We start from the raw sequence: 24,354 nt of genomic DNA on the forward strand, positions 1-24,354 counted from the left end.
CGCACCGGGCAGCGCAGTCACGCGGTCGGCCATCAGCGCCGATCAGGATACGCCGCGGGTCGCCGTCGTCCAAGCAAATGCCTGCGTCGCGCGAACCCGCCACCCGGCAACCCGTGCCGCGTCACCCGGGAGCCGGGTCGTGGAAAGCGTGTCGCACGCTACCCGCGGGAGCCCTGGCGCAGGTTCCTGCGGACAGGGGCCCACTGCCATGCGCCGGGACAGTGGTGCTAGTTTGATGCCCTTTCCCGTCGCCCTCCGGAGTCGCCCATGCCCGCTCGTCCTTCCGCCCGCTCGTCGGCCATGCGCCGGCTGGCTTGCACTTGCATGCTGGCGACTTCGCTGGCGCTGTTTGCCGGCACCGCACTGGCGCAGCAACAGCGCAGCCTGCAGGTGCCGGACCCGCAGGACGCGCCGTACGCCGGCACGATCGCGCTGCATGTCGATGCCAGCGACACGGCGCAGGGCATCTTCCGCGTGCAGGAGACGATTCCGGTCACGGCCGGCGCGCTGACCTTGCTGTATCCGCAATGGATTCCCGGCGACCACTCGCCCACTGGCCCGATCGACATGCTGGCCGGACTGAAGCTCCGCGCCGACGGCAAGCCGGTGGCGTGGAAGCGCGACAAGTACAACGTCTACGCGTTCCACCTCGACGTGCCCGCGGGCGCGTCCAGTCTGGACGTGCAGTTCCAGTACCTGTCGCCGCGCCGCGGCGGCTTCGAGATCACCGACCGCATGATGGACATGGCGTGGAGCAAGGTCGCGCTGTATCCGGCCGGGCACTACACGCGCGGCATCACGGTCGCGCCCAGCCTCACGCTGGCGCCGGGCTGGCAGTTCGGCACTGCGCTGGAAACCTCGGCGCGCAAGGGCGACACCGTCACGTTCAAGCCGGTGACCTTCAACACGCTGGTGGATTCGCCGGTCTACGCGGGGCGTTATTTCAAGCGCGTGGACCTTGCTCCGGACAGCAAGGTGCCGGTGCACCTGGACATCGTCGCGGATGCGCCGAAGTACCTGGAGATCACCCCGCAGCAGCTGAAGGCGCACCGTGCGCTGGTGACCCAGGCGGTGAAGCTGTTCGGCTCGCAGCACTACGACCACTACGACTTCCTGTTCTCGCTGTCGGACGTGCTGGCCGGCAACGGTACCGAGCACCACCAGTCCAGCGAGAACGGCCTGGACGCGGACTACTTCACCGCCTGGTCCGACACCGCGCCCAACCGCGACCTGCTGGCGCACGAGTACACCCATTCGTGGAACGGCAAGTTCCGCCGTCCGGCGGATCTGTGGACGCCGAACTTCAACGTGCCGATGGGCGATTCGCTGCTGTGGGTGTACGAGGGCCAGACCCAGTACTGGGGCTTCGTGCTGACCGCGCGCTCCGGCCTGTGGACGGCGCAGCAGTTCCGCGATGCGCTGGCGATGGTCGCGGCCAATTACGACCGCAACCGGGTCGGCTTCGGCTGGCGCACGCTGGAGGACACTACCAACGATCCCACCGCTGCGCTGCGCGCGGCGCTGCCGTACCGCAGCTGGCAAATGAGCGAGGAGTACTACAGCGGCGGCCAGATGATGTGGCTGGCGGTGGATGCAAAAATTCGCAGCCTCACGCACGGGCGCAAATCGCTGGATGATTTCGCCCGTGCCTTCTTCGGCGTCGACGACGGCAGCTTCGTCACCAGGACCTATACCTTCGACGATGTGGTGGCGGCACTGAACGGCGTGGCGAAGAACGACTGGGCGAGCTTCCTGCACGCGCGCGTGGACACGCTGGATCCCCCGCTGGCCAGCGGCCTGGCCGCTACCGGCTGGAAGCTGGTCTACACCGACCAGCCCAGCACTTATGAAAAGCAGTACGAGAGCCGCCCGGAATCGCCGCGGCACATCTTCAACTTCGCCTGGTCGATCGGGTTGACGTTGACCAAGGGCGGGGAGATCAACGACGTGCGCTGGGACGGCCCGGCGTTCAAGGCCGGCGTGAGCACCGGCGCCACCGTGGTCGCGGTGAACGGGCAGGCGTACGGCACCGACGTGCTCAAGGACGCGATCACCGCGGCCAAGGGCAACCAGGCGCCGATCAAGCTGCTGCTGAAATACCAGGGCAGCCTCCGCACCGTGGCGGTGGACTACCACGGCGGGCTGCAATATCCGCACCTGCAGCGCATCGAGGGCACGCCGGATTACCTCGGCGACATCATCGCGGCACGGCAGTAGATCGGGCGAACCACCCGGCACGGAGGAAGGCCATGAAACCACGTCACTGGATTGCCATGCTTGCCTGCGCCCTGGCGATGGGTGCGAGCAGTGCCGCGCCGGCACGCGACGCTGCGCTGCGCGTGATGACCTTCAACGTGCGCGTGCCGGTGGACCAGGGTGCCAACGCGTGGGAGAACCGGCGCGAGCTGATGGTGCAGGTGATCCGCGCGCAGCACCCGGACGTGCTCGGCACGCAGGAGCTGACCGAGGAGCAGGGCGAATACCTCGCCGCGCATCTGCCCGGCTACGCCTGGTTCGGCCAGGGTCGCGAGGGTGGCAGCAAGGGCGAGCACATGGGCGTGTTCTACCGCACCGATCGGCTGGAGGTGCTGCGCTCCGGCGATTTCTGGCTGTCCGACACGCCGGACGTACCCGGCAGCATCACCTGGGGCCAGCCGTATCCGCGCATGGTCACCTGGGCGCGGTTCCGCTTGCGCGATGGCGGCGGCACGTTCGACTACCTCAACACGCACTTCCCCTACCGCGACCAGGACGTGCGCCCGCGCATGCTCAGCGCCGCCAAAATCCTGCGCTGGATCGACCAGCTGCCGGCCGATGCGCGGGTCATCCTCACCGGCGATTTCAACTGTGCGCCGGACACGCCGGTGCACGCGAAGCTGACCGCCGGCTTGCATGACGCCTGGATCGAAGCCGCCACGCGCTCGGGCCCGGCAAGGACGTTCCACAACTTCACCGGCACGCCCGACCGGCGCATCGACTGGATTCTCAGCCGCGGCTTCAAGGCGCGCACGGTGAGCACGGTGACCACGCATGAAGGTGCGCGCTATCCCTCCGATCACTTCCCGGTGGTGGCCGAGCTGGTGGCGACGCCGGCCGCAGTCCAATGAGCGACGCCCGGCCTGCACGAGCCTGCTGGCGGGTGATGCTGTTGGGGCCGGGGTCAGGGATTCGGGATTCGGGATTCGGGATTCGCAAGGTGAAGAGCATCGCCCGCGAGCGGGCTCCCGCGGGGCCCCGGCGGGTTTGAGTCGTCCTGCATTCGACCTGGCGGTGCATTCTTCACGACCGCCATGCCAGCGACGCGTGTCATGTCGCTGACCTGCGGCATGACGACCCGTGAGGCTGACGACTAGAATTGAGCGGCTGTCGCGCCGGTGAATGCAGCCTTTGCCCATTCTCCGGCTGACGCAATCGCGTTCGCCCCACCATCGGAACCACCATGCGTTCGACCCTCGGCTTGCGTCTGCTTTCCCTCGTGCTGTGCCTGGCTGTGCCGCTGCCGCTGTTGGCCAAAGATGCGCCCAGCGTGGGCCAGCAACGCGAGGACGTGCTGTTCTGGACGCAGGCGCAGCGCACGGCGCAGTTTCCGCGCATGTACGAACTGTTTCCCGCCGACCGCGTGGCGCACGGCAGCCACGTGCACGCCTTGCCCGAGGGTGAGCCGCTGGTTCCGCGCTGGGACGCCGCCGGCGTCACGCTGGCCGGCTACATGAGCGAACACCACCTGGCCGGCGTGATGGTGCTGCAGCACGGCCGCATCCGCCTGCAGCGCTACGCGAGCGGCTTCGGGCCAGCGCAGCGCTGGACGTCGTTCTCGGTGGCCAAGTCGGTCACCTCGACCCTGCTCGGCATCGCGCTGCGTCGAGGCGACATCCACGGCATGGACGACACGCTGGAGACCTACATCCCGCAATTGCGCGGCACCGCCTACGCCAAGGTGACCGTGGAGCAATTGCTGACGATGACCTCCGGTGTGCGCTGGAACGAGGATTACGACGACCCGCGTTCCGACGTGGCGCAGATGTACCGCAGCGCCTGCGAGAACGGCCAGCCGCACGTGATCTCGTACCTTGCCAAATTGCCGCGCGCGTATCCCGCCGGCACGCACTGGAACTACAACACCGCCGAAACCGACCTGCTCGGCATCCTGGTCCAGCGCGCCACCGGCCAGTCGCTGGCGGGCTATCTGTCGCAGACGATCTGGAAGCCGTACGGCATGGCCTCGGACGCGTACTGGCTGAAGGACGAATGCGACGGCAGCGACACCGGCGGCAGCGGGCTCTCCGCCACCCTGGCCGACTACGCGCGCATCGGCCAGTTCATGCTCGACGGCGGCCGCATCGACGGCCGGCCGGTGATCGCCGACGCGTGGCTGCACGGTGCCATGCGCAAGCAGCAGGAGGTGGCCAGCCCCGGCCACGGCTACGGCTACCTGTGGTGGACCGATGCCGACGGCAGCTACGCCGCGATCGGCATCTTCGGCCAGATGGTCTACGTCGATCCGGCGCGGCAACTCGTGATCGTGCAGGTGGGTGCGTGGCCGCAGGCGACCTCGAAGGCGCTGGTGGCCTCGCGCCGTGCCTTCATCAAGGCCGTGCAGCGCGGCGCGGATGCACCCGTTGGCGAGCGCCGGTCTCCCAGCCATTCCCGCTGAGCGTCCCGTTCGCCCCGGCCCACCACCGGGCGCTGCATGGTTCCCGCGAGCGCCGCCTGCATGTCCCCATTGATCCCGCTGAGCGTAGCCCGTGCAGCGGGCGGAGTCGAAGCGCCGCCGTACCCGCTCACCGCCGTATGGCAAGCACCCCGTCCAGCGCCAGCTCCGCCCGGAACCCCGCCTGCTCCAGCCGGCGTGCCACCTCGCGCGGCACGTCGCGTCCGCTGGTCAGCTTGTTCGGGCTGCCGGTGTAGTGGAACAGCCGCCCGCCGCGACGCAACACCCGCGCCAGCTCCCCGTAGAACGCCTGCGAGTACAGCTCGCCGGCGATGCCGAAGCGCGGCGGATCGTGCAGCAGCGCATCGAACGAGGCATCGGCGAGTTGCCCGATGGCCTGCGCCACGTCGGCGTGCTCCATCTGCAGACGACCGTCGCTGGCGGCCGGGTCGGGCGACCACGGGTTGAGCGTGCGCAGCCACAGCACGTCGGCGTTCTTCTCGAACGACTGGACGCGCGCCACGCCGGACTCCAGGCAGCACGCCGCGAAATAGCCAAGGCCGCCGCAGGTATCGAGCACCGCCTTGCCGCGCGGTTCGACCAGCGCCACCTTGCGCTGCGCATCGGCGAGCGGCGAGGCCTTGGCCGTGGGCAGCATCTTGATGCCGTCGATTTCGAACGTGGGCACGCCCCACTCGGTGGGCACCAGCTTGATCAGCGAACCGGCGAAGCGCGCCACCGGCGCGAAGTCATCGCCATCGAAAAAGTAGACCGTGCGCTCCTTCAGCTTGCCGGGGTAGGGATGGAGCGCGTCGCGCCAGCGCCAGCCGTCGGCCAGCAACGCTACCGTGTCGTGGCTGAGGCCCAGGTCGAGCGAACCGGTCCAGGTGGCGGCGCCGGCATCGCGCGCGGCGAGCAGGTCGTCGGCGATCGGGCGGGTCAGCAGCGGACCGTGATAACGGGACAAGTGGCGATTCCTGTGCCGGCAAATCGGGCCGGCTGGCCGGGCGGGCAGGTCATCCCGTCACGGTGATGGTACAGGCCCGCGCCGGTTGCCTTGCGGCAGGCAGACGGCCCGGCGGAGGCCGGAAAGGTTTGACCCTTGCCGGCCGCGGCGTATAGTAGCTATACACATGACTACTAATAAGCCAGGCAGCGACATCCTGCACGCGCTGCACCAGCTCGGCTTCACCGAGTACGAGGCGCGCGCCTATGCGGCGCTGGTCGCCGGCGGCGAGCTCAACGGCTACGCGCTGGCCAAGGCCAGCGGCATTCCTCGCGCCAACGTCTACGCGGTGGCGGGCAAGCTGGTGGCGCGCGGCGCGGCCGTGCGGGTCGAACGCACGGCTGGCGCGGCCTATGTCGCCACGGCGCCGAAACAGCTCCTGCGCGACATCGATGCCGATCGGCGCAGGGCGTTGGGCGATGCCCGCGAGGCGCTGTCGCGGCTTTCCCGCGAGCGTCATCCGCCGATGGTATTGAACCTGCGCGACGACGAAGTACTGGAGCGCGCCGGACAGCTGATCGAAGCCAGCGCGACCAGCCTGCGCATCGCGCTGCAGCCCACCGAGGCCGCGCACCTGGCCGCGCCGTTGCGTGCCGCACGAGAGCGCGGCGTGGCCATCACCACCTTGTGCCTGGAAGGTTGCGAGGTGGAATGCGGCGGCTGCGTAGGTGACCTCCATCGCTGCGCCATGGTTTCCGGCGGCGCGCGCTGGCTGCTGGTGGTCAGCGACGATCACGCGGCACTGCTGGGTTATTTCACCGGCAGCGGCATCACGGCGATATTCACCGAGCAACCGCTGGTGGTTTCGCTGACGGCGGCCTACATCCAGCAAAGCGCCACGCTGGCGATCCTGGGCAGCGAGCTCGCCGGACGTTTCGAAGGCCTGCTGTCGACCGAGAGTCGCCTCCTGCTCGACGGCCTGTACCCGGCCGGAGATTTTCTCGCGCACATGCGCGAACTGAGTGACGCCACGCCACGAACGGCGTGACGCGTTTCCATGCAAGAGGAGTGATGACCATGAACATGCGCAAAAACGTATTGGCAGCAGCGTTGGCCCTGGGCGGCATCGCCTTTGCCAGCGTGGCGATTTCCGCCGAAGCCCCGGCCGCGGCACCGCAGGCGCAGATGAACGCGTCGGCGATGAACTGGTTCGGCGGCGAGACTTACCTCGGCGCTCCGGCACTTGATGTAACCGCCGCGCTGGTCAAGGCCGGTGGCGGCGCCGACAACTTCAGCTTCTCCACGGCACTGGTCTCGATGCTGGGCGAAAAGACCGTCAACGCGGAGGTGGCCAAGCTCACCAAGCAGTACGGCCATGAGAGCGTGACCAACTTCATCAACGGCATGACCTTCGCCGTCAACGACGGCCTCAAGCGCGCCACCGAAGCCGGCGTGACGTTGCCTGCGGCGCCGGCCGACCTCAAGGGCGCCAAGCTCGCCGGCACCCTGGTCAGCGCCGGCACGGCTGCCGACGGCAGCTGGTGGTCCGGCCTGCTGTTCGACAAGGCGCTCTCGCACGACATCCACGTCAAGGTGATGCAGGACATCGACGCCAAGTACGGCCATGGAGCCGACGAGAACACCCACAAGATCCTCAACCAGGCGATGTACGACGTCGCCCAGGCGCTGAAGGCGAAGAACGTGAAGCTGGCCTCATTGCACTGAAGGCTTTCCACGGAATCGATGCAGAAACGGAGGCACAGGCCTCCGTTTCCTTTTTCAACCCGGCGCGTCGCCGGTGGCTTCAGCGCTCACCGGAACCGGCAGCCGCAGCCGGGTCGCTGCCGCGAAACGGAATCGGCGCAGCGGCATCCACCGGCAGCGTCGGGTGCGTGCGGCCCAGCGTGATGTTCTTGCTGGCGCGGCCCCATCAGCTCGCCTGGCTCATGCAGGCCGGGGCCGCGTGGCGCGTCGTTCTTCATGAGGCTCCGCGGCGGGAAAACCGCAGCATCGCGCCGCGGCCTTCAAGGGTGCACGGTGCCTCGGCATGGGGTCACTCCGCGGCCGACATCACCGCCTTGAGCTTGTCCTGGTCCATGTACTGTTCGAGGTCGGCCATGCCCTTGGCAACCTCGGGGTTCGAGAACAACTCCCTGCCGGCCACCTGTCCGAGCATGTTGAAGGCCGCGCCCACGGCGCCGCTCCCCTCGTACTTGACGGCGGCCTGCATCTCCTTCTTGCAAGTCACCGTCAGCAGCGTCTCGAACAGCTGCGCCATGTCGATGTTGAACTGCTTGCGTTGCGCTGCGGGTATGGACACGTAGCGCGAGACCGCCGGGTTGAGTGACATGGCGGAGAACATCCAGTTGACCAGCACGGCCTTCTGCTCGGACGTCGTGCGCGATACCAGGCACTTCGAAAGGTCGTCGGTGTATACGCCGGCCGAGGCCGGTCGGGGCGCAACGGCCATGAGCGTGAACAGCACTGGCGCCAGCAGGGTGGCAGTACGTCGATTCCTCATCCTTGTGCTCTCGCTTGAAGTCGGTAATGGATCGGTGGCGCGAGGTCTCGCGCGCAACCGCCGGGAAGGAGAGCACCCCTGTCTGCGACACCGCCGGCCATGCGGCCGCGGCGCGCTGGAGAGCAACAGGGAAGTCCCCGCGAGCACTATAGCCGCTATAGCCGCAGACATGGGCCAGGCGAAGCGCGTGTACTTGATCCGATGGTCCGCACCATTCATGGGGCGAGGTATCGGCGGAAAACAAACGTGATCCGTCAGTGCTTGCCCAAGGGTTGCAACCTGGCCACCTTCGACGACGCCTTCATTGACAGGTGGTTCGTGGGCTTGGCTTGGGCATGCTGTGGACTCCTGAGAAGTCAGTTCAGGTGTCCACTAAACCGTAGGAACCGTCGGTTTCGGGCTCAATGAATGGTTAGGCCGCAGCCTGACCAAGCAACCACTTTGCGGTGCTCTGCCATGCCGGACTCTCAATTGCCGCCAGCTCAATCATATGGACTGCGATCATTGCGCCGCCCGCCCAGAGATAGACCGGATGCACACGTTTGATCGTCAGCAAGTCACGTGCAATTGCAACCAGCAGCACGGAATCCGCGATGATAGAAAAGACCAAAAACGGATTCTCCACCGAGGGGAAGATATGGCGGAACCTTACCCAGGCCGGTCCGAGCAGTGAAATGGTGGCTAGCAGCACAAGTCGTTTGTGGCTCTCGCCATCCCGGCGCAGTGCGATGGCGGCGGCGACGAGCGAGCCAAACAACAGCATCTCGATCAGGATGTTCACGAACTGGCCCAAGACAAAGCTGCCGCCGTCCCCCGCGAGGTCCCTCCGCGTGGCGTACAAGCCCACTTGAACACCGGACACGACGATGGCCGCGCAGAGACAGGCCCCAAACACGCCAAGGCGCCGGTGCAGCAAAATGCTCTTGCTCTGGATCAGCGACGACTGGGCAATGAAAAATAGCAGCCATCCGAACAGCAGCGCCCCGTGGGTATGGATGAGCGGTGGCGCTACGAACGTGCCGCGTGCCAGAGGAAAGAAGAACGTCGTCGAGAAGCCGATGACCCCGATCGCCAAAAATGCGAACGACATATACAAGAAGAACCTGCTGCGCTTCGCTGCTCTTGTTGCCACGGTGGATCACCCCGGAACGTTCTACTGCGGTCTAACGCTGGAGTTGAGCGGCGCGCGGTTTTTCGCGCGTCCGCTTGGACGAGTGGTCAGGTTGCAGCGGCATGGCGTATGGGAAACACTGCAATACCCCAAAACGTGAGACCGGCGCCCCCGTTGAATGATAGCCAAGCGCCTCGTAGAAGGGCCGAGCCATGGCGGTGCTGTGCAGGTGTAACGCGCTTAGTCCCCATCGCCTTGCAGCAGCCTCGAGCTCGGCATGGACCATTGTACCTATGCCTTGACGCTGAGCATTTGGCGCTAGGTAAAACAGTCGGATCTCGCCACTGCGATGCAGGAGACCAACACCTGAGAGGTGATTACCTGACTCTGCGACAACACAAAAGTTGTCTGGGTTGGCGAGCCAGAGCAGGAAATTTTCTGGCGTTTTGTTGGCAAGCCACGTGGCGATGGTGGCCGGGTCTCCTTGGTGGTCGGCGACACAGAGCTGCTGGATCGAACGGCGGACTACATCAACAGCCACCGCTGCATCTGCTTGCGCTGCCGGGCGTACCTTGATTTTCATCTGCAACCTAACGCTGGAGTTAAGCGGCGGCGTAGCCGTCCGCCTCGAACGAGTAAAAAGAGACTTCCTCCCCTTTCGGCCTCGAGGGCCATGATGGTGTTGCGACACAACCGTCAGCAGAAGAGGAAGTCTCCATGAGCACTATAACCATCGGCGTGGATTTGGCGAAAGTCCTGTTTTCAGCGTGTGAGATGGATGGCGCTGGCCATGTGCTGCGGCGGCAGGACCTACGGCGCGAGCCGTTTGGCCTGTGGCTGGCGCAGTTGCCGGCCGGCACGGTGGTGGCGATGGAGGCGTGCAGCGGGGCGCACCACTGGGCGCGGCGCTGCCTGGAGTACGGTCTGCAGCCGCGGATCATCGCCGCCCAGTTCGTCACGCCGTTCCGCAAGGGTCGCCGAACCAAGAACGACCGGGCCGATGCCGAGGCGATCGCCACAGCCGCCCGCCAGGGCAACATGCGTTTCGTGCCGGTCAAGTCGATCGATCAGCAGGTGCGGTTGTCATGGCATCGAGTCCGCGAGGGCTACAAGGTCGAGTCGCTGGCGATCGGCAACCGTATTCGCGGCCTGCTGGCCGAGTTCGGTGTGGTCGTGGCGCAGAGCGATCTGGCGCTGCGTCGCCAGCTGGCTGACCTCGATGGGCAGCTCGGATTGCCGGCTGAGCTCAAGGAACTGTTGCGTGACCTGGCGGAGCACTGGAAGCAGTTGCGCCTGCACCTCGACGCGTGCGATGCACGCATCGAGATACACGCGCGCGATGACGAGCAGTGTGTGCGGCTGCGCGCGGTCATCGGGGTCGGCGCGATCACCGCCGATGCGGCGGTGGCCACGGTCGGCAACGCGCGCGAGTTCAAACACGGCCGGCAGATGGCGGCATGGCTGGGGCTGGTGCCCACCCAACACTCCAGCGGCGGGCATGCGCGGCTGGGTGAGATCAGCTGTCGTGGGGATGCGTACCTGCGCACGTTGCTGATCCAGGGCGCCCGCAGCAGTCTGCAGCGCGCGAAGGCCGTGGCCACCGAGAAGGCCACGCCCGAACAGTTGTGGATACGTACCCTGGATGGACGCATGCCTTTCGGCAAGGTGATCGTGGCCATCGCGAACAAACATGCCCGGCAGATCTGGGCGATGCTGGCGCACGACGTCGACTACGACCCCTGTGCCTGCCTGCAGCATCCGATGCACCAGCAAACTCACACGGTGCAGGCGGCGTAAAACCGAGTTTCGATTCAACGTCAGCGCGACACGGTAGACAACAGGTCAGACCACCCCGGAGAGAACCTGACTAACTAGATGGACGTCCAAACGGTGTGCCGACTGATCCCTGGGCACCGGACAGTCCGATGAACGAACGAGGTCTTCGGGTGCGGTTTATACAAAGGTCCGAGTCGGCGGCATCGACTCAACAAGACCGATTACGGAAATGCAGCCTGACATTCGTTGTACCCATGAAGCACTGACACGCAGTACGCAGCAAACAGGACAACACGATGACCGGCAGCAGCCCGAAAGCCCAGGGCGAAAGCATCATGCGCCCGGGGTTGACCGGAAGTCTCTTACGGGAGTTGTTAGGCCTGCTGCGGGTAGGGAGAGTCATTTGATGACCTGTGCCACACGGCATTTTCAGCTCTTTGCAGCTCGGAACGATACCTGTCTTGAAGGCTAGAGATGATGTCAGAACTCAGTGGCTGTGACGACTTTGCTATGGACGCACCGCAAGTCATGTAGAGATACAACGCAGCAAGCTCTTCTAGCCTTGGCGATGAAGACTCAACTGAAAAGAGCAAGGGCTGCTCCTGGATAGCAAATAATTCGACGGAGGGATCGTCGCTTTCCCGATCAGCGATATAGAGATGCGTCCAAGTCCTGCTGTTTACAGGGTAAGAGTTGCCCTCAGTGTCGACATTGCGATCTGCGCCATATAGCAGGTCTATGAAGACGCGGAAGTCTGGCCTGTCCTTGCTGACTGCGATGGTGTGCATTGTTGGCCTAACGCTGGAATTAAGCGGCGGCGGAGCCGTCCGCTTGGATGACTGGTTAGCACGCCGGCGCGCTACTTGCGATTGGATGCCTTTGCTCCGATAGCAGGCGCGACAACCAAGACGGCAACAACAAACAAAGCAAGTGCACCACAAATGATTGCTGGGAGCTCCCACGCCGGTGACCCTGCAAAGTAGCGTACAGCTGCTCGGGCCACGAAACCGCCAACCGCGAAACCAACCAGGCCACATGCTGCGCCTGTAGCAATTTTGCGAAACGTGATGCGAGTGTTGGACATGGGGTTCTACCCCGATTCCGCGGACACTTTCACTAAGCCCCATACTGGGCCAGAGGAGTGTTCATGTCCAAGCGCAAGCGTTACAGCCCTGAGTACAAACAAGAGATCGTCGAACTGGTTCGGCGGTCGAAGTCGAGCTGCCGCCAGGTCGCCCTGGAGGTCGGCGTCAATCCGAACATGCTGACCCGCTGGGTTCGGGAGGCCGAGGCGGGAGGCGGCAAAGCTTTCCCCGGGGGTGGTACCCCGCGTGACGAGGAGCTCGCTCGCCTTAAGCGCGAACTGGCACGGGTCACGAAGGAACGGGATTTTTTAAAAGACGCGGCAGCGTACTTCGCGAAGCAATCACCGAACGGTACGCGGTGATTGAGCGCTGCCGCAGCGACTATCCCGTCGGGATGATGTGCCGCTGCCTAGAGGTTTCAACGAGTGGTTTCTACGCTTGGGTCGGGCGCAAGCCGGGCCCGCGTGCGCGGGCCAACGCGGGCCTGCTGGAGCGCATCCGGGAGATCCACGAGGACAGCAAGGGCGTGATCGGCGCCCCACGCATGCAAGAGGACCTGGTCGATGAGGGCATGCATGCCAGCGTCAATCGGGTGGCTCGCCTGATGGCCCGCGCTGGCCTGCAGGGCTGGCCACGGCGGACCAAGCGTCGCTTCGGCGGCAAGCCGGGCGCCCGGCCCGTGGGGATCGAGAACCGGCTGGAACGGGACTTCCACGCCAGCGAGCCGGAGACCAAGTGGGTCACGGACATCACCGAGGTCGTGACGCAGGAAGGCAAGCTATATCTGTGCGTCGTGGTCGATCTGTACAGCAAGCTCGTCGTGGGCTGGTCGATGCATCACCGCCAGGATCGCCACATGGTCGTGCGGGCGGTGCAGATGGCGGTGTGGCAGCGGCAGGAAAGCTCGGAGGTCATCCTGCACTCCGATCGCGGTGGCCAGTTCATCAGCGGCACGTATCAGAAGTTCCTGGGCGGGAACGCCTTGGTGAGCAGCATGAGTGCGGTCGGCCACTGCGCCGACAACGCAGCCTGCGAGGGCTTCTTCGGGATGCTCAAAAGAGAGCGGGTGCACCATCGCTGCTACCGGACTCGCGACGAGGCGCGGGCCGATCTGTTCGATTACCTCGAGCGGTTCCACAACCCGCGCATGCGTCGTAGAGTTGCCCGGCGCGACCGGGAGTTTTCAGCCTTAATCAAACCGTCCGTGGAAACGGGGTAGAACCCATGTGCAGAGCTCCATGCTCTTGAGTGCTAACGCTTGAGTTGAGCGGCGGCGGCGCCGTCCGCCTCGAACGATGGGTTAGGTGCCACCGCGGTAACCTCCGCTGATGCACATGCAAAAGTACCCTGAAGACCCGAGCAAGCCTCGAGCTCCACTAGGAGCGGAGACTCACCAGAGATGCTCAGTACGTCAAGGTAGTTCCCATCGAACATTTCGGAAAGTGCAATGTTATGCACGCCAGTGAACTGAAGGCTAATCTTAGCCGCCTTGGCGAGTTCAGCGTCAATGTAGGAAATTCGCAACTTGATGATGCCTGGGTGCTCGAACGAGAACAGTTCGATATGGCCATCTGCAAAGTTTGGCCAGTAACCAAAGATAGACTCGACAAGGTCGGAGTGCGAGATCATTTCTTGTGGCACCTAACGCTGGAGTTAAGCGGCGTGCGGCTTTTCGCACGTCCGCTTGGACGAGTGGTTAGGTGCCCAACGCCGAACGCTTGCGGCGAAGTGCCAGCCCAATACGTGCGAACAACGTTACAGCAAACGCAATTGCGGCGGCTTGAACTAGCGACGGATGACTTGAAGGCGAGTCGGGCCGGAACGCGAGCCAAAGCATGCCGACCGCAAGACCGACCATGACCAAAGCAACCAAAGCCTTGGCGACACGAATGGAAAAAGGGAACGCCAGCAATGGCGCGGCAACCGACAGGAACCCAGCGCCGACAAGGTAGCCAGCGAAGGGACTGGCTTTAACCGCGCCAGATGATGCAATAAAAAGCCACGCCACGCCGACGGCGGCAAGACACAAGCCTGCCAGGAACGAAAGAATTTTTGCGAATGCGCGGAGTTTCACTTGGGAACCTAACGCTAAGTAGACCCCAAAAATGGGGTGTTGCTCGGAGTATGCGGCTCCACTTCCCATCGTTCAAGCGGGGGATTTCTGCGACGGATCATCCGGTTGCGCCGCGGTGTGGGGGCGGGTACGGGGTTTGCGGCTCGGTGTTATCAGGCACTTTTGAGGGTGTATGAGTTACACCCTCGGGAGTGGGGGTGTAACGGGGGCGAAAGTGCCGGGTTTTCGTGTGGTGGGGCGCCGGATTTTCGGACGCGGTCTGGCCAGCGGGCCAATGGGGCCTTGCGGTGCGACATGCGCCTGGGTCGCCGGATCGCGTCGGGACCGGCAATCATCCGGTAGCGGTCGGGTCAGCCGCCGCGACTCCACTCGCGTGCCGCCTCCGCAAACGCCACGCAATCCGCGAAGCGGTTGTACAGCGGCGCGGGCGAGATGCGGATCACGTCGGGTTCGCGCCAGTCGCCGATGACGCCGTGGGCCATCAGATAATCGAACAGTGCGCGGCCGCGTTCGCGGCCTTCGATCACGCGGATGGAGAGTTGGGCGCCGCGGCGTTCGGGGTCGGCGGGGGTGACGACCTGCAGTACGTCGGCCAGTTGCGTCTGCACCAGCCATTCGAGGTAGCCGGTGAGCGCCAACGATTTTTGGCGCAGGGCATCCATGCCGGCGCGGCGGAAAATTTCCAGCGACACGCGCAGGGGGGCCAGCGCCAGGATCGGCGGGTTGGAGAGCTGCCAGCCGTCAGCGCCGGGCGTGGGCACGAACCGGGGGCCCATCTGGAAGCGCGTGGTCTTGTCGTGGCCCCACCAGCCGGCGAAACGCGGCAACACGGCCTTGGCGTGGCGCTCGTGCACGAAGGCGCCGCCGACGGCACCGGGTCCGCTGTTCAGGTATTTGTAGCTGCACCAGATCGCGAAGTCGGCGCCGCTGTCGTGCAGTTGCAGCGGCAGGTTGCCGACGGCGTGGGCGAGGTCGAAGCCCACGGTGCAGCCGTGCCGATGCGCCAGCGCGGTGATGGCCTTGAGGTCGAACGCCTGGCCGGTGCGGTACTGCACGCCGGGCAGCATCACCAGGGCGATGCGCGAGCCGTGTTCGGCCAGCACGCGCTCGATGGCGGCGATGGAAACAATGCCGTTCGGCTCGTCGGCTTCCAGTTTGATCAATGCCGTGGAGGGATCAAAACCGTGGAAGCGGATCTGCGATTCCACCGCGTAGCGATCGGTGGGGAAGGCGCCGGCCTCGATCAGGATCGCCGGGCGTTCGGCGGTGGGGCGGTAGAAACTCACCATCATCAGGTGCAGGTTCACGCCCAGGGTATTCATGGCCACTACTTCGGTGGGCAGCGCACCGACCACGGCGGCGAGGTCGTCGCGCACGAACTCGTGGTAGTCCATCCACGGCAGGCGACCCTTGAAGTGGCCTTCCACGCCCAGCTCGCCCCAGTAGTCCAGCTCCGCGTTGACCGCCTCGCGCACGGCGCGCGGCTGCAGGCCGAGCGAGTTGCCGCAGAAATAGGCGCTGTCGCAGCCTTCGTGCGGCGGGATCAGGAACTCGTCTCGGAACGCGCGCAGCGGATCGGCGGCATCGCGGGCGGCGGCCCACGCAGCGGTGGGCTGGTAGTCGGGCATGGTGGTGTCCTGTTTCGGTGGGAGCGGCTGGCGCGCTTTTCGTCGGCGTGACGGAGAGCATCGTGCGCGAGCGCGCTCCTGCAGGGGTTGCGGATCTATTTCAGTTGGACGGCCAGCGCATCGCAGCCCTTGTCGAAATCGGCCTGCCATGCGCTGCCGGCCTGGGTGCGGGTCGGGCGCACGCAGCGCAGCTGGATCGCGTAACCGTGCTTGAACCAGTAGTGCTCGGTGTAGCTGAAGGCGGTGCCGTTTTCCTGCGCGGTGTAGAGGTTGCTGTTCGGTACCGGCGGCACCTTGTCCTGCTGGTAGCCGGGCAGGGCCAGCGCCTTGGCCGTGGCCTGGGCCATGAACTGGTGGAAGCTGCTGATGTCCGGCACCCGGGTCACGGTGACGGTGACGCGGGCCAGGCTGCTCTTGCCGGTGGGCGAGGGGTCGGGCACCTGGAACACCTGCGCCTCGGGGTCGCCTTCGGTCTGCATGATCGGGAGCCAGTTGGCGGGCGTGTCGAAGGTGATGTTGCCGCCGGCCATGCTGACTTCCGCGGCGTGCGCCGTGCCGGCCAGCAGCAGGGTGGCGACGAGCGCCAGTGTGGTCGTGCGAAGCAGGTTCATGCGGACTCCGGTCGAGAAGGGTCGGGGGCGAAACGATGCCTGGGCAGGCCCAGCCACTCCAGCGCGGTGCCATGGAACAGTCGCTCGCGCCCGGCCTCGTCCAGGCCGAGCGCCTCGATGCCGCTGCCCGGCACCTGTTCGCCCAGCGGGAAAGGATAGTCGGTGCCGAGCATGACCTGTTCGACGCCGGTCACATCCAGCAGGTAACGCAGGGCATCGTCGTCGTGCACGCAGGAGTCGAAATAGAAGCGCTTGAGGTATTCGCGCGGGTTGCGCGGGTTGTCGGTGGCCACCAGATCCGGGCGCATGCGAAAACCGTGCTCGATGCGGCCGATGGTGTACGGAAAACTGCCGCCGCCGTGGGCCAGCATCACGCGCAGCTTCGGCAGCCGCTCCAGCACGCCGCCGAAGGCGAGGCAGCAGGCGGCGCGGGACTGCTCCGCGGGCATGCCGACCAGCCACGGCATCCAGTACTTGGGCATGCTGGCCATGCCCATCATGTCCCATGGATGCACCAGGATCGCCGCGCCGAGATCGGCGGCCGCCTCGAAGAACGGGAACAGCTCAGGCGCATCCAGGTTCCAGTCGCCGCAGTGCGAGCCGATCTGCACGCCTTGCAGGCCCAGCTCGTCGATGCAGCGCTCGAGTTCGCGCACCGCCAGCTCCGGCGCCTGCAGCGGCACCGTGCCGATGCCCGCGTAGTGGCGCGGGTAGTCGCGGCAGATGCCGGCCATGTGGTCGTTCAAGTGGCGATGCAGTTCCAGCGCCTGGTATCCCGGTGCCCAGTAGGAGAACAGCACCGGCACGGTGGAAATCACCTGCACGTCGACGCCGAAGCGCGCGTAGTCGTCGATGCGCGTCTGCGGATCGAACGCCGAATCCCACACTTCGCGGAAAAACCTGCTGTCCTTGTAGATGCGGTGGCGGCCGTCGGTATGGGTCATCACCGGGAAGCGGTCGTCGCCGTACTTGGCTGCCAGGTTCGGCCAGTCGCGGGGCAGGATGTGCGCGTGGGTGTCGATCTTGAGCATCCGTGCAGTGTAAAACCTCCGGGCGCCGCCGTCGCCTCACGGGTTTTTGCGGGAGCGCACCTTGTGCGCGAGCTCTTTCGCCACGGGAGGATCCAGCGCGCGCAGGGTGCGCTTCTACCGGTCGGGCAGGGCCGGCTCGGGCCGGTGGCGGTTGATGACGTGGGCAAGCGTATCGATGTTGTCTACCAGGCGATCGCTGATGCGGCCCAGCAGGTCGACACTGGCAGCGTCCGCGCCCGCAGTGCGGCGAACCAGCGCGCGTTGCGCGGCACGCAGGTCGGGCAGCCCGGTGAGCGGTGCCTGCTGGCGCAACGCGCCGGAGATGGCATGCAGTGCGCGGATGCATTCCCCGATAAAGTCGGCCAGCCCGGTCGACGGCGGCAACCTGGCGAGGTCGCCCAGCATCGCTTCCAGCGTCATCGCGGTGCGCGCCAGCCGGTTGCCGTTGGCTAGCAGCTGGCGTGCCAGCGCCAGCAACGCAGGAGGCGTCGCCGGCTCACTGCGCATGCGCTCGATCGACGCCTGCGCATTGATCCGGGCCGTGCGTGCGGCGGAGCGAATTTCGCCGCGCACCACGCCGCCGCATCCGGCCAGGTGGCCCAGGTAATCAGCATAGGCGTCGAGCATGCTGGCCAGGGCCTCGCGCGCGCGACTGCGCTCCCAGGTCGGCCACGCCACGTAGGCGAACAGCGCAATGCCGCAGCCCAGCGCGGTGTCGATCACGCGGTCGAGCACCGCGGCATCGGGTGCCACGCCCTCGAACGAAAGCAGGATCACCACGGTGCCGGTCAGTGCGGCCACCGCGATGCCGTAATGCGCGCCGGCCAGGTAGCGGAACGCCATGCACAGCACGGCCATCAGGGCGAGATGCGCCCATGGCTGGTCGGGCGTGATCGACAGCAACATCGTGGTAAGCACCAGACCGAGCACGGTGCCGAGCACGCGCAACAGGCCGAAGTTGAAGGTGGCGGCGAAATCCGCGCGCAGCACGATCGCCGCCGTCATCGGCACCCAGTAGCCGTGCGGGAGATCCAGCCAGCGCGACAGCGCCAGCGTTGCGGTGAGGCACACTGCCATGCGTACGGCGTGGCGGAACGCCACCGAGCGCGGCGTGAGGCTGGCGCGCAGGGTGGCCCGGATCGCCGTGCTGCGCAGGGTCGCCGGCAGGCGCGTTTCCGCTGCGCTGGCGCGCAGCTCGCCGCGGCTGCCGGCCCAGTCGGCGTTGCGCACGGCTGCCGCAAGCTGACCGATCAGCGCATCCCGATGCGGCGCCAACCCGTCGCCCTCGTCGTGCCGCGCGCGCAGGGCCTGCAGCAGCGTGTCGGCGCGTGCGGGCGAATCGCCGTGCTCCAGCGCGTCGGCAATCGCCGCGAGCACCTCGGCCGCGCCATCCCGGAAGCCGGCCTGCAAGGCAGGGCCGGCATGCAGCTCGGCGATGGCGGTGAGTTCCAGGCGGATTCGCTCGGCCAGTTCCAGCAACACGCCGAAGGCTTCCATCGCGCGCCCGTGGGCGCGGTGGCGCCCCAGCAGGGTCTGCTGAAGGGTGGTCATCGCCTCGGTCAGCGCCGGCACGTCGGTGGCGTCGTGGCGGGTTTCGCGCGCCAGCGTGGCCAGCCCGCGGTACACCTCGACCAGCGCATGGCGCTCGGGCCAGTAGCGCTGCAGCGGCCACGCCGCCAGCGAGAACGCGGCCAGCAGCAGGCCGCCGGCGAAGATCAGCGCCGCGCCGCCCAGTGCGCCGGGCAGCGGCTGCGGGGTGGCGGCGGTGATCACCAGCAGGATCATGCTGGTCATGCCGGCGCGCGCCGTGTCCGGGCCGAACACCACCAGCAGGCCGCCGAAGAAACCGAGCGCCGCCGTAATCGCCAGCAGTGGCAGCAACTGGTCGCCGAGCAGGAAACCCGCCAGCGAGGCCAGGCCCGCGGCCAGCGCGTTCAGCAGCAACTGCCGCAGGCGCTGGCGATACGGCCCGGGCTGGTCGGAGAACATCGCATTCAACGCGCCGCTGGCCACCGCCAGGCCGATCGTCTGGTGGCCCGTCGCCATGCCGGCAGCCAGCGGCAGCACCACGGCAGCGGTGTTGCGCACGACCACCCGCCACGGCACGTTCGGCCGCTTGACCTGGGTCAGGCTTTCGATGGCGTGCGCGCGCAGGGAGTAGCTGCTGGATGACATGGGGCAGGAAGCGGGGGCGGGCAACGAGTATGGCAAAAAGGCGCGCGGCAGATGCCACGCGCCCTGTTTTCCGTGCCGCCGGTGCACGGCGCTGTTGCTGCGCGCCGTGGCGGATCGCGAGGGGTGTCCGCCCTACGCGCGGCCGGCGAACTCGCCGGTGAGCGTGTTAACCCACACCTTTTCGTCGACGCTGATGTACTCGGGCACCTGCACTTCGATGCCGGTGTTGAGCTTGGCAGGCTTGTTGCGCTTGGTGGCGCTGGAGCCTTTCATTTCCGGCGCGGTATCGACCACGGTCAGCACCACGCTGGTCGGCACCTGCAGGCCGACCGGGGCGTCGTCGATCAACTGCACGTAATAGCCTTCCAGATCCTCGACGATGTAGCCGGCGTTGTCGCCGACCAGTTCCGGCGAAAGCAGGTACTGGGTGTAATCCTCCGCGTCCATGAACACGAACGCGTCGCCGTCCATGTAGGAGAAATTCGCCGCGCGGCGAACCAGGTCCATTTCCTTCAGGTCGTCGTCGGCGCGCAGGCTGAGGTCGTACTTGCGCGCACCGGGAATCGAATACATGGTGAAGCGGAAGGTGACGTTGCCGCCCCGCGCGGTGGGCGCGCTGCGCTCGATGTCGCGCACCTGGTAGACGGTGCCGTCGTGCTCGACCACGTTGCCTTTCTTTACGTCGGAAGCTTTCATGGGTCAGGAGTGAGTTCAGAGTAGTGAGAAACGAGAGAAGGCAAAGGCGTGCGGTGAAGCGGCATGAGGCGAGCTTTCTCTCACTCCTCACTCCTCTCCACTCACTCCTCGCTTATTTGGGCTGCAGCCGCACCGCGCCGTCCAGCCGGATCGTCTCGCCGTTGATGTAGCGATTGCCCAGGATGAAAGCGACGGTGCTGGCGTATTCGTCCGGCCGTCCCAGCCGCGAGGGGAAGGGGATCGAGGCGGACAGCGATTGCTGCACGGCCTCGGGCATGCCGTCGACCATCGGGGTCCAGAAGATGCCCGGCGCGATGGTGGCCACGCGGATGCCGAAGCGCGCCAGCTCGCGCGCCATCGGCAGGGTCATGCCGACCACGCCGCCCTTCGATGCCGAATAGGCGGCCTGGCCGATCTGGCCTTCGTAGGCGGCGACGCTGGCGGTGTTGATGATCACGCCGCGCTCGCCGTCCTCGCCGGCTTGGTTGTTCTGCATCAGCGCCGCGCCGGCCTTGGCCACGTTGAAGCTGCCGACCAGGTTCACCATCACGGTGCCGGAGAAGTTGGCCAACGGCATCGGGCCTTCCTTGCCCAGCACGCGGCCCGCGCCGAGGATGCCGGCGCAGTTGATGACCACGTTGAGTCCGCCCAGCGCGTGATGTGCAGCGGCCACGTTGGTGGCCACGCCCTCTTCGGAGGTGACGTCGGTGCGGAAGAAGCGGGCGGCGTCGCCCAGTTCCCTCGCGGCGGCCTGGCCCTTCTCGTCGTTGACGTCGAACAGTGCGACGCGGCCGCCGTGGTCGACGAAATGCTGCGCCACCGCGTGGCCGAGACCGGAGGCGCCGCCGGTGATGATGGCCTTGACCTGATCGAGCTGCATGGGTGATCCCCCGAAACGGATGCGGAAAGCCGCCAATGGTAGCCGAGCCGCCGCGTATGCTGCAGGCTGAACGCAAAACACGCCCGGCTGGCCGATTCATGCCCGGTTGGGGGTGTCGGCACCAGCGTGTCGTCTGACCGCACAGCATCGTCAGGCGGTTGTCGGTACGATGCACGCGGTTCCTGGCCCACCAAGTGGAGATCCATCATGAAAAAGTTGCTTGCTCTGTCTGTTGCATGCGGCACGATGCTGATGCTGGCCGGCAGCCCCGTATTGGCGCAGGAACACGGTCGGGGCCACGACCGCGATCGCCACGGGCAGAACGACCGTGACCGCAGCTACGACCATGATGGCGACCGTTACGTGCGCTACGATCGCGACAACGACCAGGGGCGTGGCCACGGTCGCGGCCATGGCCGCTACAAGAACTGGCACGACCGCGGTCGCCACGAGGGCTGGTACAAGCGCGGCGGCTACCTGCCGGTGGAATACCGCAGCACCCGCTACGTGGTGTACGACTGGCGCGACGCCCGCCTGCGGGAACCGCCGCGTGGCTACCACTGGGTGCGCAGCGACAACGGCGACTTCCTGCTGGTGGCGATCGCTACCGGCGTGATCGTCGACCTGCTGCTCAACCAGTAAGCCGGCTTGACCGTGAAGGCGTGCCCGCATCCGCGGGCACGCTTTTTTTTCAGGCAAACCGGTGCAGATATGCGGGAGCGCAAGGCGGGCAGTGCCCGCTCTACGCGTTCGGGTGGTCTTCCAGCAACTCTTGCAGCGTGGCCTGTGGCAACTGCGGGAAAGGGGTGACGGGCGCGGGCGGATTCGCCGCCGCCTGCAGCTCCTTCTGCCATACGCCCACGTCCCACCACCGGCCGAGCTTGTAACCGCACTGTCGCCACACGCCGGTCGACGTGAAGCCCATCGCCTCGTGCATCGCCACGCTGGCCACCCCGGGCAGGGTGATCACGCCGACGGCCTGGGTGATGCCCTGCAGCCGCATCACGTCCAGCAGCACGCCATACAGCTGGCGCGCGATGCCGCGGCGCTGTGCGTCGGCGCGCACGTAGATCGAGGTTTCGGCGATCCAGTCATAGGCGGTGCGTTCGCGGAAGCGGCCGGCGTAGGCGTAGGCCAGCACCTCGCCGGCTTCTTCCCACACCAGCCACGGGTAGTGGTCGAGGCGCGCGCGCAGGCGTTCGCGCATGGCGTCCACGCCGGGCAGTCCGGTTTCGAAGGTGGCCACGCCGTCGCTGACCGATGGTGCGTAGATCGCGTGGATGGCGGCGGCGTCTTCGTCGCGGGCAGTGCGAATGGGTGTCATGGGCTCACAGCTCGCGGATGAAGAAGCGGTCGCAGCTGAAATGCCCGGTGCCGCCCATCGGCGCGCACAGCGCGGTGAAGCCGCTGCGCTTGTACAGCGCCTGCGCCGCGTCCATGCCGGTCAGCGTCTCCAGGTAGCAGCGTCGGAAGCCGTGCGCGCGGGCCGCGTCGAGGCAGCGTTGCATCATCGCCGTGCCGGCACCGATGCCGCGCACGGCGGGCAGGAAATACATCTTGCGCAACTCGCACACGTCCGGCTCCGCGTTTTGCAAGGGCGCGACGCCGCCACCGCCGATCACCGTGCCGTCGCGCTCGAGCACGAAATAGCTGCTGCGCGGTTGTGCGTAGGACTCGTACATCGTGTCGACTTCGGCGTCGTGGATCGCGAAGCCGGGGCCGTCGGCGCCGAACTCGGGCATCACCGCGCGGATGATCGCGGCCATCGCCGCGTTGTCGCCCGGTGCGATCGGGCGGATCAGGAAGTTTTCGCTCATGGGGTGTGGTCGGGAGTGAGATAGGGGAGGCCGGCCTTCATCACGAAGACCGGATGCTGGAGTGCGTCGATCTGCGCGCTCGGATCGCCGCTGAACGCGGCGAGGTCGGCCGCCAGGCCGGGTGCGATGCGGCCGAAGCGCTGCGACTGGCGCAGGATTCTTGCCGCCACGTCGGTGGCCGCGTGCAATGCCTGCGCGGGCGTCATGCCGCCGGCCACCATCGCTGCCGGCTCGCGCCAGTTCTCGCCGTGCGCGAACACGCCGACGTCGCTGCCGTTGCCGATCGTGACGCCCAGTTTCAGCGCGGTGCGGAAGGCGTGGTCGGCTTCGCGCATGCGCTCGGTCGGTTCGCTCTTGCCGGGCACGTAATGCTGGAAATATTCCGCGGTGGACTCGACCGCGGTGAGCGTGGGCTCGTAGGCGATGCCGTGCTGCTTCATCAGCCTGAAAGTGGCCTCGCTGGCGCCGTAGCCGTGTTCCACGCTGTCCACGCCGGCCTCCACCGCCATGCGCACGCCGGCGTCGCTGGCGGCGTGCACGGCCACCGGGCGACCGATCTGGTGCGCGGTGTCGACCAGCGCCTTCAGTTCGGCGGCGGTGAAGGTGGGCGCGGTAGCGCCGTCCGGGCCGACCCGGTAGTCGCCGTAGATCTTGATCCAGTCGGCACCGCGCGCGGCCTGTTCGCGCACCGCGGCCATCGCGGCATCGACGCCGCTGACTTCCTGCGCGCCGCCGGGCAGTTCGAGGTCCGGACGGAAGCCGCGCGGGCCGGGGCCGTAACTGGCGGTGGCGACGATCGCGCGGGTGGCCACGAACAGGCGCGGGCCGGGGATCAGGCCTTCGTCGATGGCGCGCTTGACCGACACGTCGGCGTAGCCGGCACCTTCGGTGCCCAGGTCGCGCAGCGTGGTGAAGCCGGCAAGCAAGGTGTCGCGCGCATGCTTCGCCGCCAGCAGCGTGCGGTAATCCTGCGGCTCGGTCAGCACCTGGTCGTTCCACAGCGTCTCGTTGTACGGATGCAGGAACAGGTGCGAGTGCAGGTCGATCAGGCCGGGGGTGAGCGTGGCGCCGGGCAGCTCGACCCGCTGCGTGCCGGCCGGCACGTCGATGCCTGCACGCGAACCCACCGCGGCGATCGTGCCGTCGTGCACCAGCACCGCCCAGCCCGTGTGCGCGGCATCGCCCTCGGCCGTCCACACGCGCTCGGGCAGCAGCAGCCAGTCGCCTTTCGGCGTCGCCGCCGCGGCAGTCAGGGAGCACAGCAGGAGCAGCAACAGTGCCGCCGTCCAGCGGATCATTGGGCGTGCACGCATCGTTTCGTTCCCTTCGTGGGCGAGGCTTTCGATGATAAC

General features: G+C 66.5%; 23 protein-coding genes. 8 read left to right on the forward strand and 15 right to left on the reverse strand.

Annotated features, from left to right (window positions below; all coding sequences use genetic code 11):
- Window positions 1-300 precede the first annotated feature (300 nt).
- The 3 genes from ACFCQI_RS13410 (at window position 301) to ACFCQI_RS13420 (ending at window position 4,654) form a co-directional block, all read left to right on the forward strand.
- Complete coding sequence (locus ACFCQI_RS13410; RefSeq protein WP_395121362.1) at window positions 301-2,217, forward strand: M61 family metallopeptidase; 1,917 nt, start codon at window positions 301-303, stop codon at window positions 2,215-2,217.
- A 32-nt stretch (window positions 2,218-2,249) separates the two neighbouring features.
- On the forward strand, window positions 2,250-3,107 hold the full coding sequence (locus tag ACFCQI_RS13415; RefSeq protein ID WP_395117446.1) for an endonuclease/exonuclease/phosphatase family protein: 858 nt from the start codon (window positions 2,250-2,252) through the stop codon (window positions 3,105-3,107).
- Window positions 3,108-3,439: 332 nt separating this feature from the next.
- Window positions 3,440-4,654: a serine hydrolase domain-containing protein gene (locus tag ACFCQI_RS13420; protein ID WP_395117448.1), complete on the forward strand. Its 1,215-nt coding sequence runs from the start codon at window positions 3,440-3,442 to the stop codon at window positions 4,652-4,654.
- A gap of 127 nt (window positions 4,655-4,781) precedes the next feature.
- Here the strand turns inward: ACFCQI_RS13420 and ACFCQI_RS13425 are convergent, their stop codons facing one another.
- Window positions 4,782-5,618, reverse strand: coding sequence for a class I SAM-dependent methyltransferase (locus ACFCQI_RS13425; protein WP_395117450.1), 837 nt, complete (start codon window positions 5,616-5,618; stop codon window positions 4,782-4,784).
- Between the two features lie 166 nt (window positions 5,619-5,784).
- Here ACFCQI_RS13425 and ACFCQI_RS13430 point away from each other — a divergent pair, with 166 nt between their 5' ends.
- Entirely contained in the window at window positions 5,785-6,645 is an 861-nt protein-coding gene (locus ACFCQI_RS13430; protein ID WP_395117452.1) for a TrmB family transcriptional regulator, read from the forward strand.
- Between the two features lie 29 nt (window positions 6,646-6,674).
- On the forward strand, window positions 6,675-7,322 hold the full coding sequence (locus tag ACFCQI_RS13435) for a hypothetical protein (RefSeq protein WP_395117454.1): 648 nt from the start codon (window positions 6,675-6,677) through the stop codon (window positions 7,320-7,322).
- Between the two features lie 328 nt (window positions 7,323-7,650).
- Here ACFCQI_RS13435 and ACFCQI_RS13440 read toward each other — a convergent pair whose 3' ends face one another.
- The 3 genes from ACFCQI_RS13440 to ACFCQI_RS13450 all read right to left on the reverse strand — a co-directional run bounded on the left by ACFCQI_RS13440 (window position 7,651) and on the right by ACFCQI_RS13450 (window position 9,812).
- Entirely contained in the window at window positions 7,651-8,118 is a 468-nt protein-coding gene (locus ACFCQI_RS13440; RefSeq protein WP_395117456.1) for a hypothetical protein, read from the reverse strand.
- A 412-nt stretch (window positions 8,119-8,530) separates the two neighbouring features.
- Window positions 8,531-9,208 carry a hypothetical protein gene (locus ACFCQI_RS13445; RefSeq protein ID WP_395117458.1) on the reverse strand — a complete coding sequence of 226 codons (678 nt, stop codon included), beginning with the start codon at window positions 9,206-9,208 and terminating at the stop codon, window positions 8,531-8,533.
- Between the two features lie 73 nt (window positions 9,209-9,281).
- Window positions 9,282-9,812 carry a GNAT family N-acetyltransferase gene (locus ACFCQI_RS13450; protein ID WP_395117460.1) on the reverse strand — a complete coding sequence of 177 codons (531 nt, stop codon included), beginning with the start codon at window positions 9,810-9,812 and terminating at the stop codon, window positions 9,282-9,284.
- Window positions 9,813-9,946: 134 nt separating this feature from the next.
- Here ACFCQI_RS13450 and ACFCQI_RS13455 point away from each other — a divergent pair, with 134 nt between their 5' ends.
- Entirely contained in the window at window positions 9,947-11,026 is a 1,080-nt protein-coding gene (locus ACFCQI_RS13455) for an IS110 family transposase (protein WP_395117203.1), read from the forward strand.
- Between the two features lie 1,126 nt (window positions 11,027-12,152).
- Window positions 12,153-13,309, forward strand: a protein-coding gene (locus ACFCQI_RS13460; RefSeq protein WP_395116043.1) for an IS3 family transposase whose coding sequence is annotated in 2 segments (ribosomal slippage) — window positions 12,153-12,402 and window positions 12,402-13,309 — 1,158 coding nt in all. Because the reading frame shifts where the segments join, the coding sequence is not laid out codon by codon here.
- A gap of 32 nt (window positions 13,310-13,341) precedes the next feature.
- On the opposite strand, the gene ACFCQI_RS13465 is transcribed toward ACFCQI_RS13460, so the two are convergent.
- The 8 genes from ACFCQI_RS13465 to ACFCQI_RS13500 all read right to left on the reverse strand — a co-directional run bounded on the left by ACFCQI_RS13465 (window position 13,342) and on the right by ACFCQI_RS13500 (window position 21,185).
- The gene (locus ACFCQI_RS13465; RefSeq protein ID WP_395117207.1) at window positions 13,342-13,719 is read right to left on the reverse strand and encodes an Imm50 family immunity protein; all 378 of its coding nucleotides are present in this window, start codon (window positions 13,717-13,719) and stop codon (window positions 13,342-13,344) included.
- A 67-nt stretch (window positions 13,720-13,786) separates the two neighbouring features.
- Window positions 13,787-14,164, reverse strand: a complete 378-nt coding sequence (locus tag ACFCQI_RS13470) for a hypothetical protein (RefSeq protein ID WP_395117209.1) — start codon at window positions 14,162-14,164, stop codon at window positions 13,787-13,789.
- A gap of 350 nt (window positions 14,165-14,514) precedes the next feature.
- Window positions 14,515-15,792, reverse strand: coding sequence for a kynureninase (gene kynU, locus ACFCQI_RS13475; RefSeq protein WP_395117463.1), 1,278 nt, complete (start codon window positions 15,790-15,792; stop codon window positions 14,515-14,517).
- A gap of 95 nt (window positions 15,793-15,887) precedes the next feature.
- Complete coding sequence (locus ACFCQI_RS13480) at window positions 15,888-16,403, reverse strand: hypothetical protein (RefSeq protein ID WP_395117465.1); 516 nt, start codon at window positions 16,401-16,403, stop codon at window positions 15,888-15,890.
- Complete coding sequence (locus tag ACFCQI_RS13485; protein ID WP_395117467.1) at window positions 16,400-17,434, reverse strand: amidohydrolase family protein; 1,035 nt, start codon at window positions 17,432-17,434, stop codon at window positions 16,400-16,402. Before ACFCQI_RS13485 ends, ACFCQI_RS13480 begins: the two co-directional genes overlap by 4 nt.
- A gap of 114 nt (window positions 17,435-17,548) precedes the next feature.
- A complete protein-coding gene (locus tag ACFCQI_RS13490; RefSeq protein ID WP_395117469.1) occupies window positions 17,549-19,609 on the reverse strand; it encodes an FUSC family protein in 2,061 nt (686 codons plus the stop codon).
- A 132-nt stretch (window positions 19,610-19,741) separates the two neighbouring features.
- Window positions 19,742-20,305 (reverse strand): elongation factor P-like protein YeiP, encoded by a 564-nt coding sequence (gene yeiP, locus ACFCQI_RS13495; protein ID WP_395117471.1) that lies wholly within the window; start codon window positions 20,303-20,305, stop codon window positions 19,742-19,744.
- A gap of 112 nt (window positions 20,306-20,417) precedes the next feature.
- Window positions 20,418-21,185, reverse strand: coding sequence for an SDR family NAD(P)-dependent oxidoreductase (locus tag ACFCQI_RS13500; protein WP_395117473.1), 768 nt, complete (start codon window positions 21,183-21,185; stop codon window positions 20,418-20,420).
- Window positions 21,186-21,392: 207 nt separating this feature from the next.
- Between ACFCQI_RS13500 and ACFCQI_RS13505 the strand changes: the two genes are divergently transcribed.
- Window positions 21,393-21,827 carry an RcnB family protein gene (locus tag ACFCQI_RS13505; RefSeq protein ID WP_395117475.1) on the forward strand — a complete coding sequence of 145 codons (435 nt, stop codon included), beginning with the start codon at window positions 21,393-21,395 and terminating at the stop codon, window positions 21,825-21,827.
- A 100-nt stretch (window positions 21,828-21,927) separates the two neighbouring features.
- On the opposite strand, the gene ACFCQI_RS13510 is transcribed toward ACFCQI_RS13505, so the two are convergent.
- The 3 genes from ACFCQI_RS13510 to ACFCQI_RS13520 are packed head-to-tail and all read right to left on the reverse strand — an operon-like array spanning window position 21,928 to window position 24,315.
- Window positions 21,928-22,509 (reverse strand): GNAT family N-acetyltransferase, encoded by a 582-nt coding sequence (locus ACFCQI_RS13510; protein ID WP_395117477.1) that lies wholly within the window; start codon window positions 22,507-22,509, stop codon window positions 21,928-21,930.
- A 4-nt stretch (window positions 22,510-22,513) separates the two neighbouring features.
- Entirely contained in the window at window positions 22,514-23,002 is a 489-nt protein-coding gene (locus ACFCQI_RS13515; protein WP_395117479.1) for a GNAT family N-acetyltransferase, read from the reverse strand.
- The gene (locus ACFCQI_RS13520; protein WP_395117481.1) at window positions 22,999-24,315 is read right to left on the reverse strand and encodes an amidohydrolase family protein; all 1,317 of its coding nucleotides are present in this window, start codon (window positions 24,313-24,315) and stop codon (window positions 22,999-23,001) included. The genes ACFCQI_RS13515 and ACFCQI_RS13520 overlap by 4 nt, the downstream gene beginning before the upstream one ends.
- Between the last annotated feature and the right edge of the window lie 39 nt (window positions 24,316-24,354).

Origin of the sequence: Rhodanobacter sp. FW102-FHT14D06 (assembly GCF_043950705.1) — a bacterium.
Lineage (GTDB): Bacteria > Pseudomonadota > Gammaproteobacteria > Xanthomonadales > Rhodanobacteraceae > Rhodanobacter.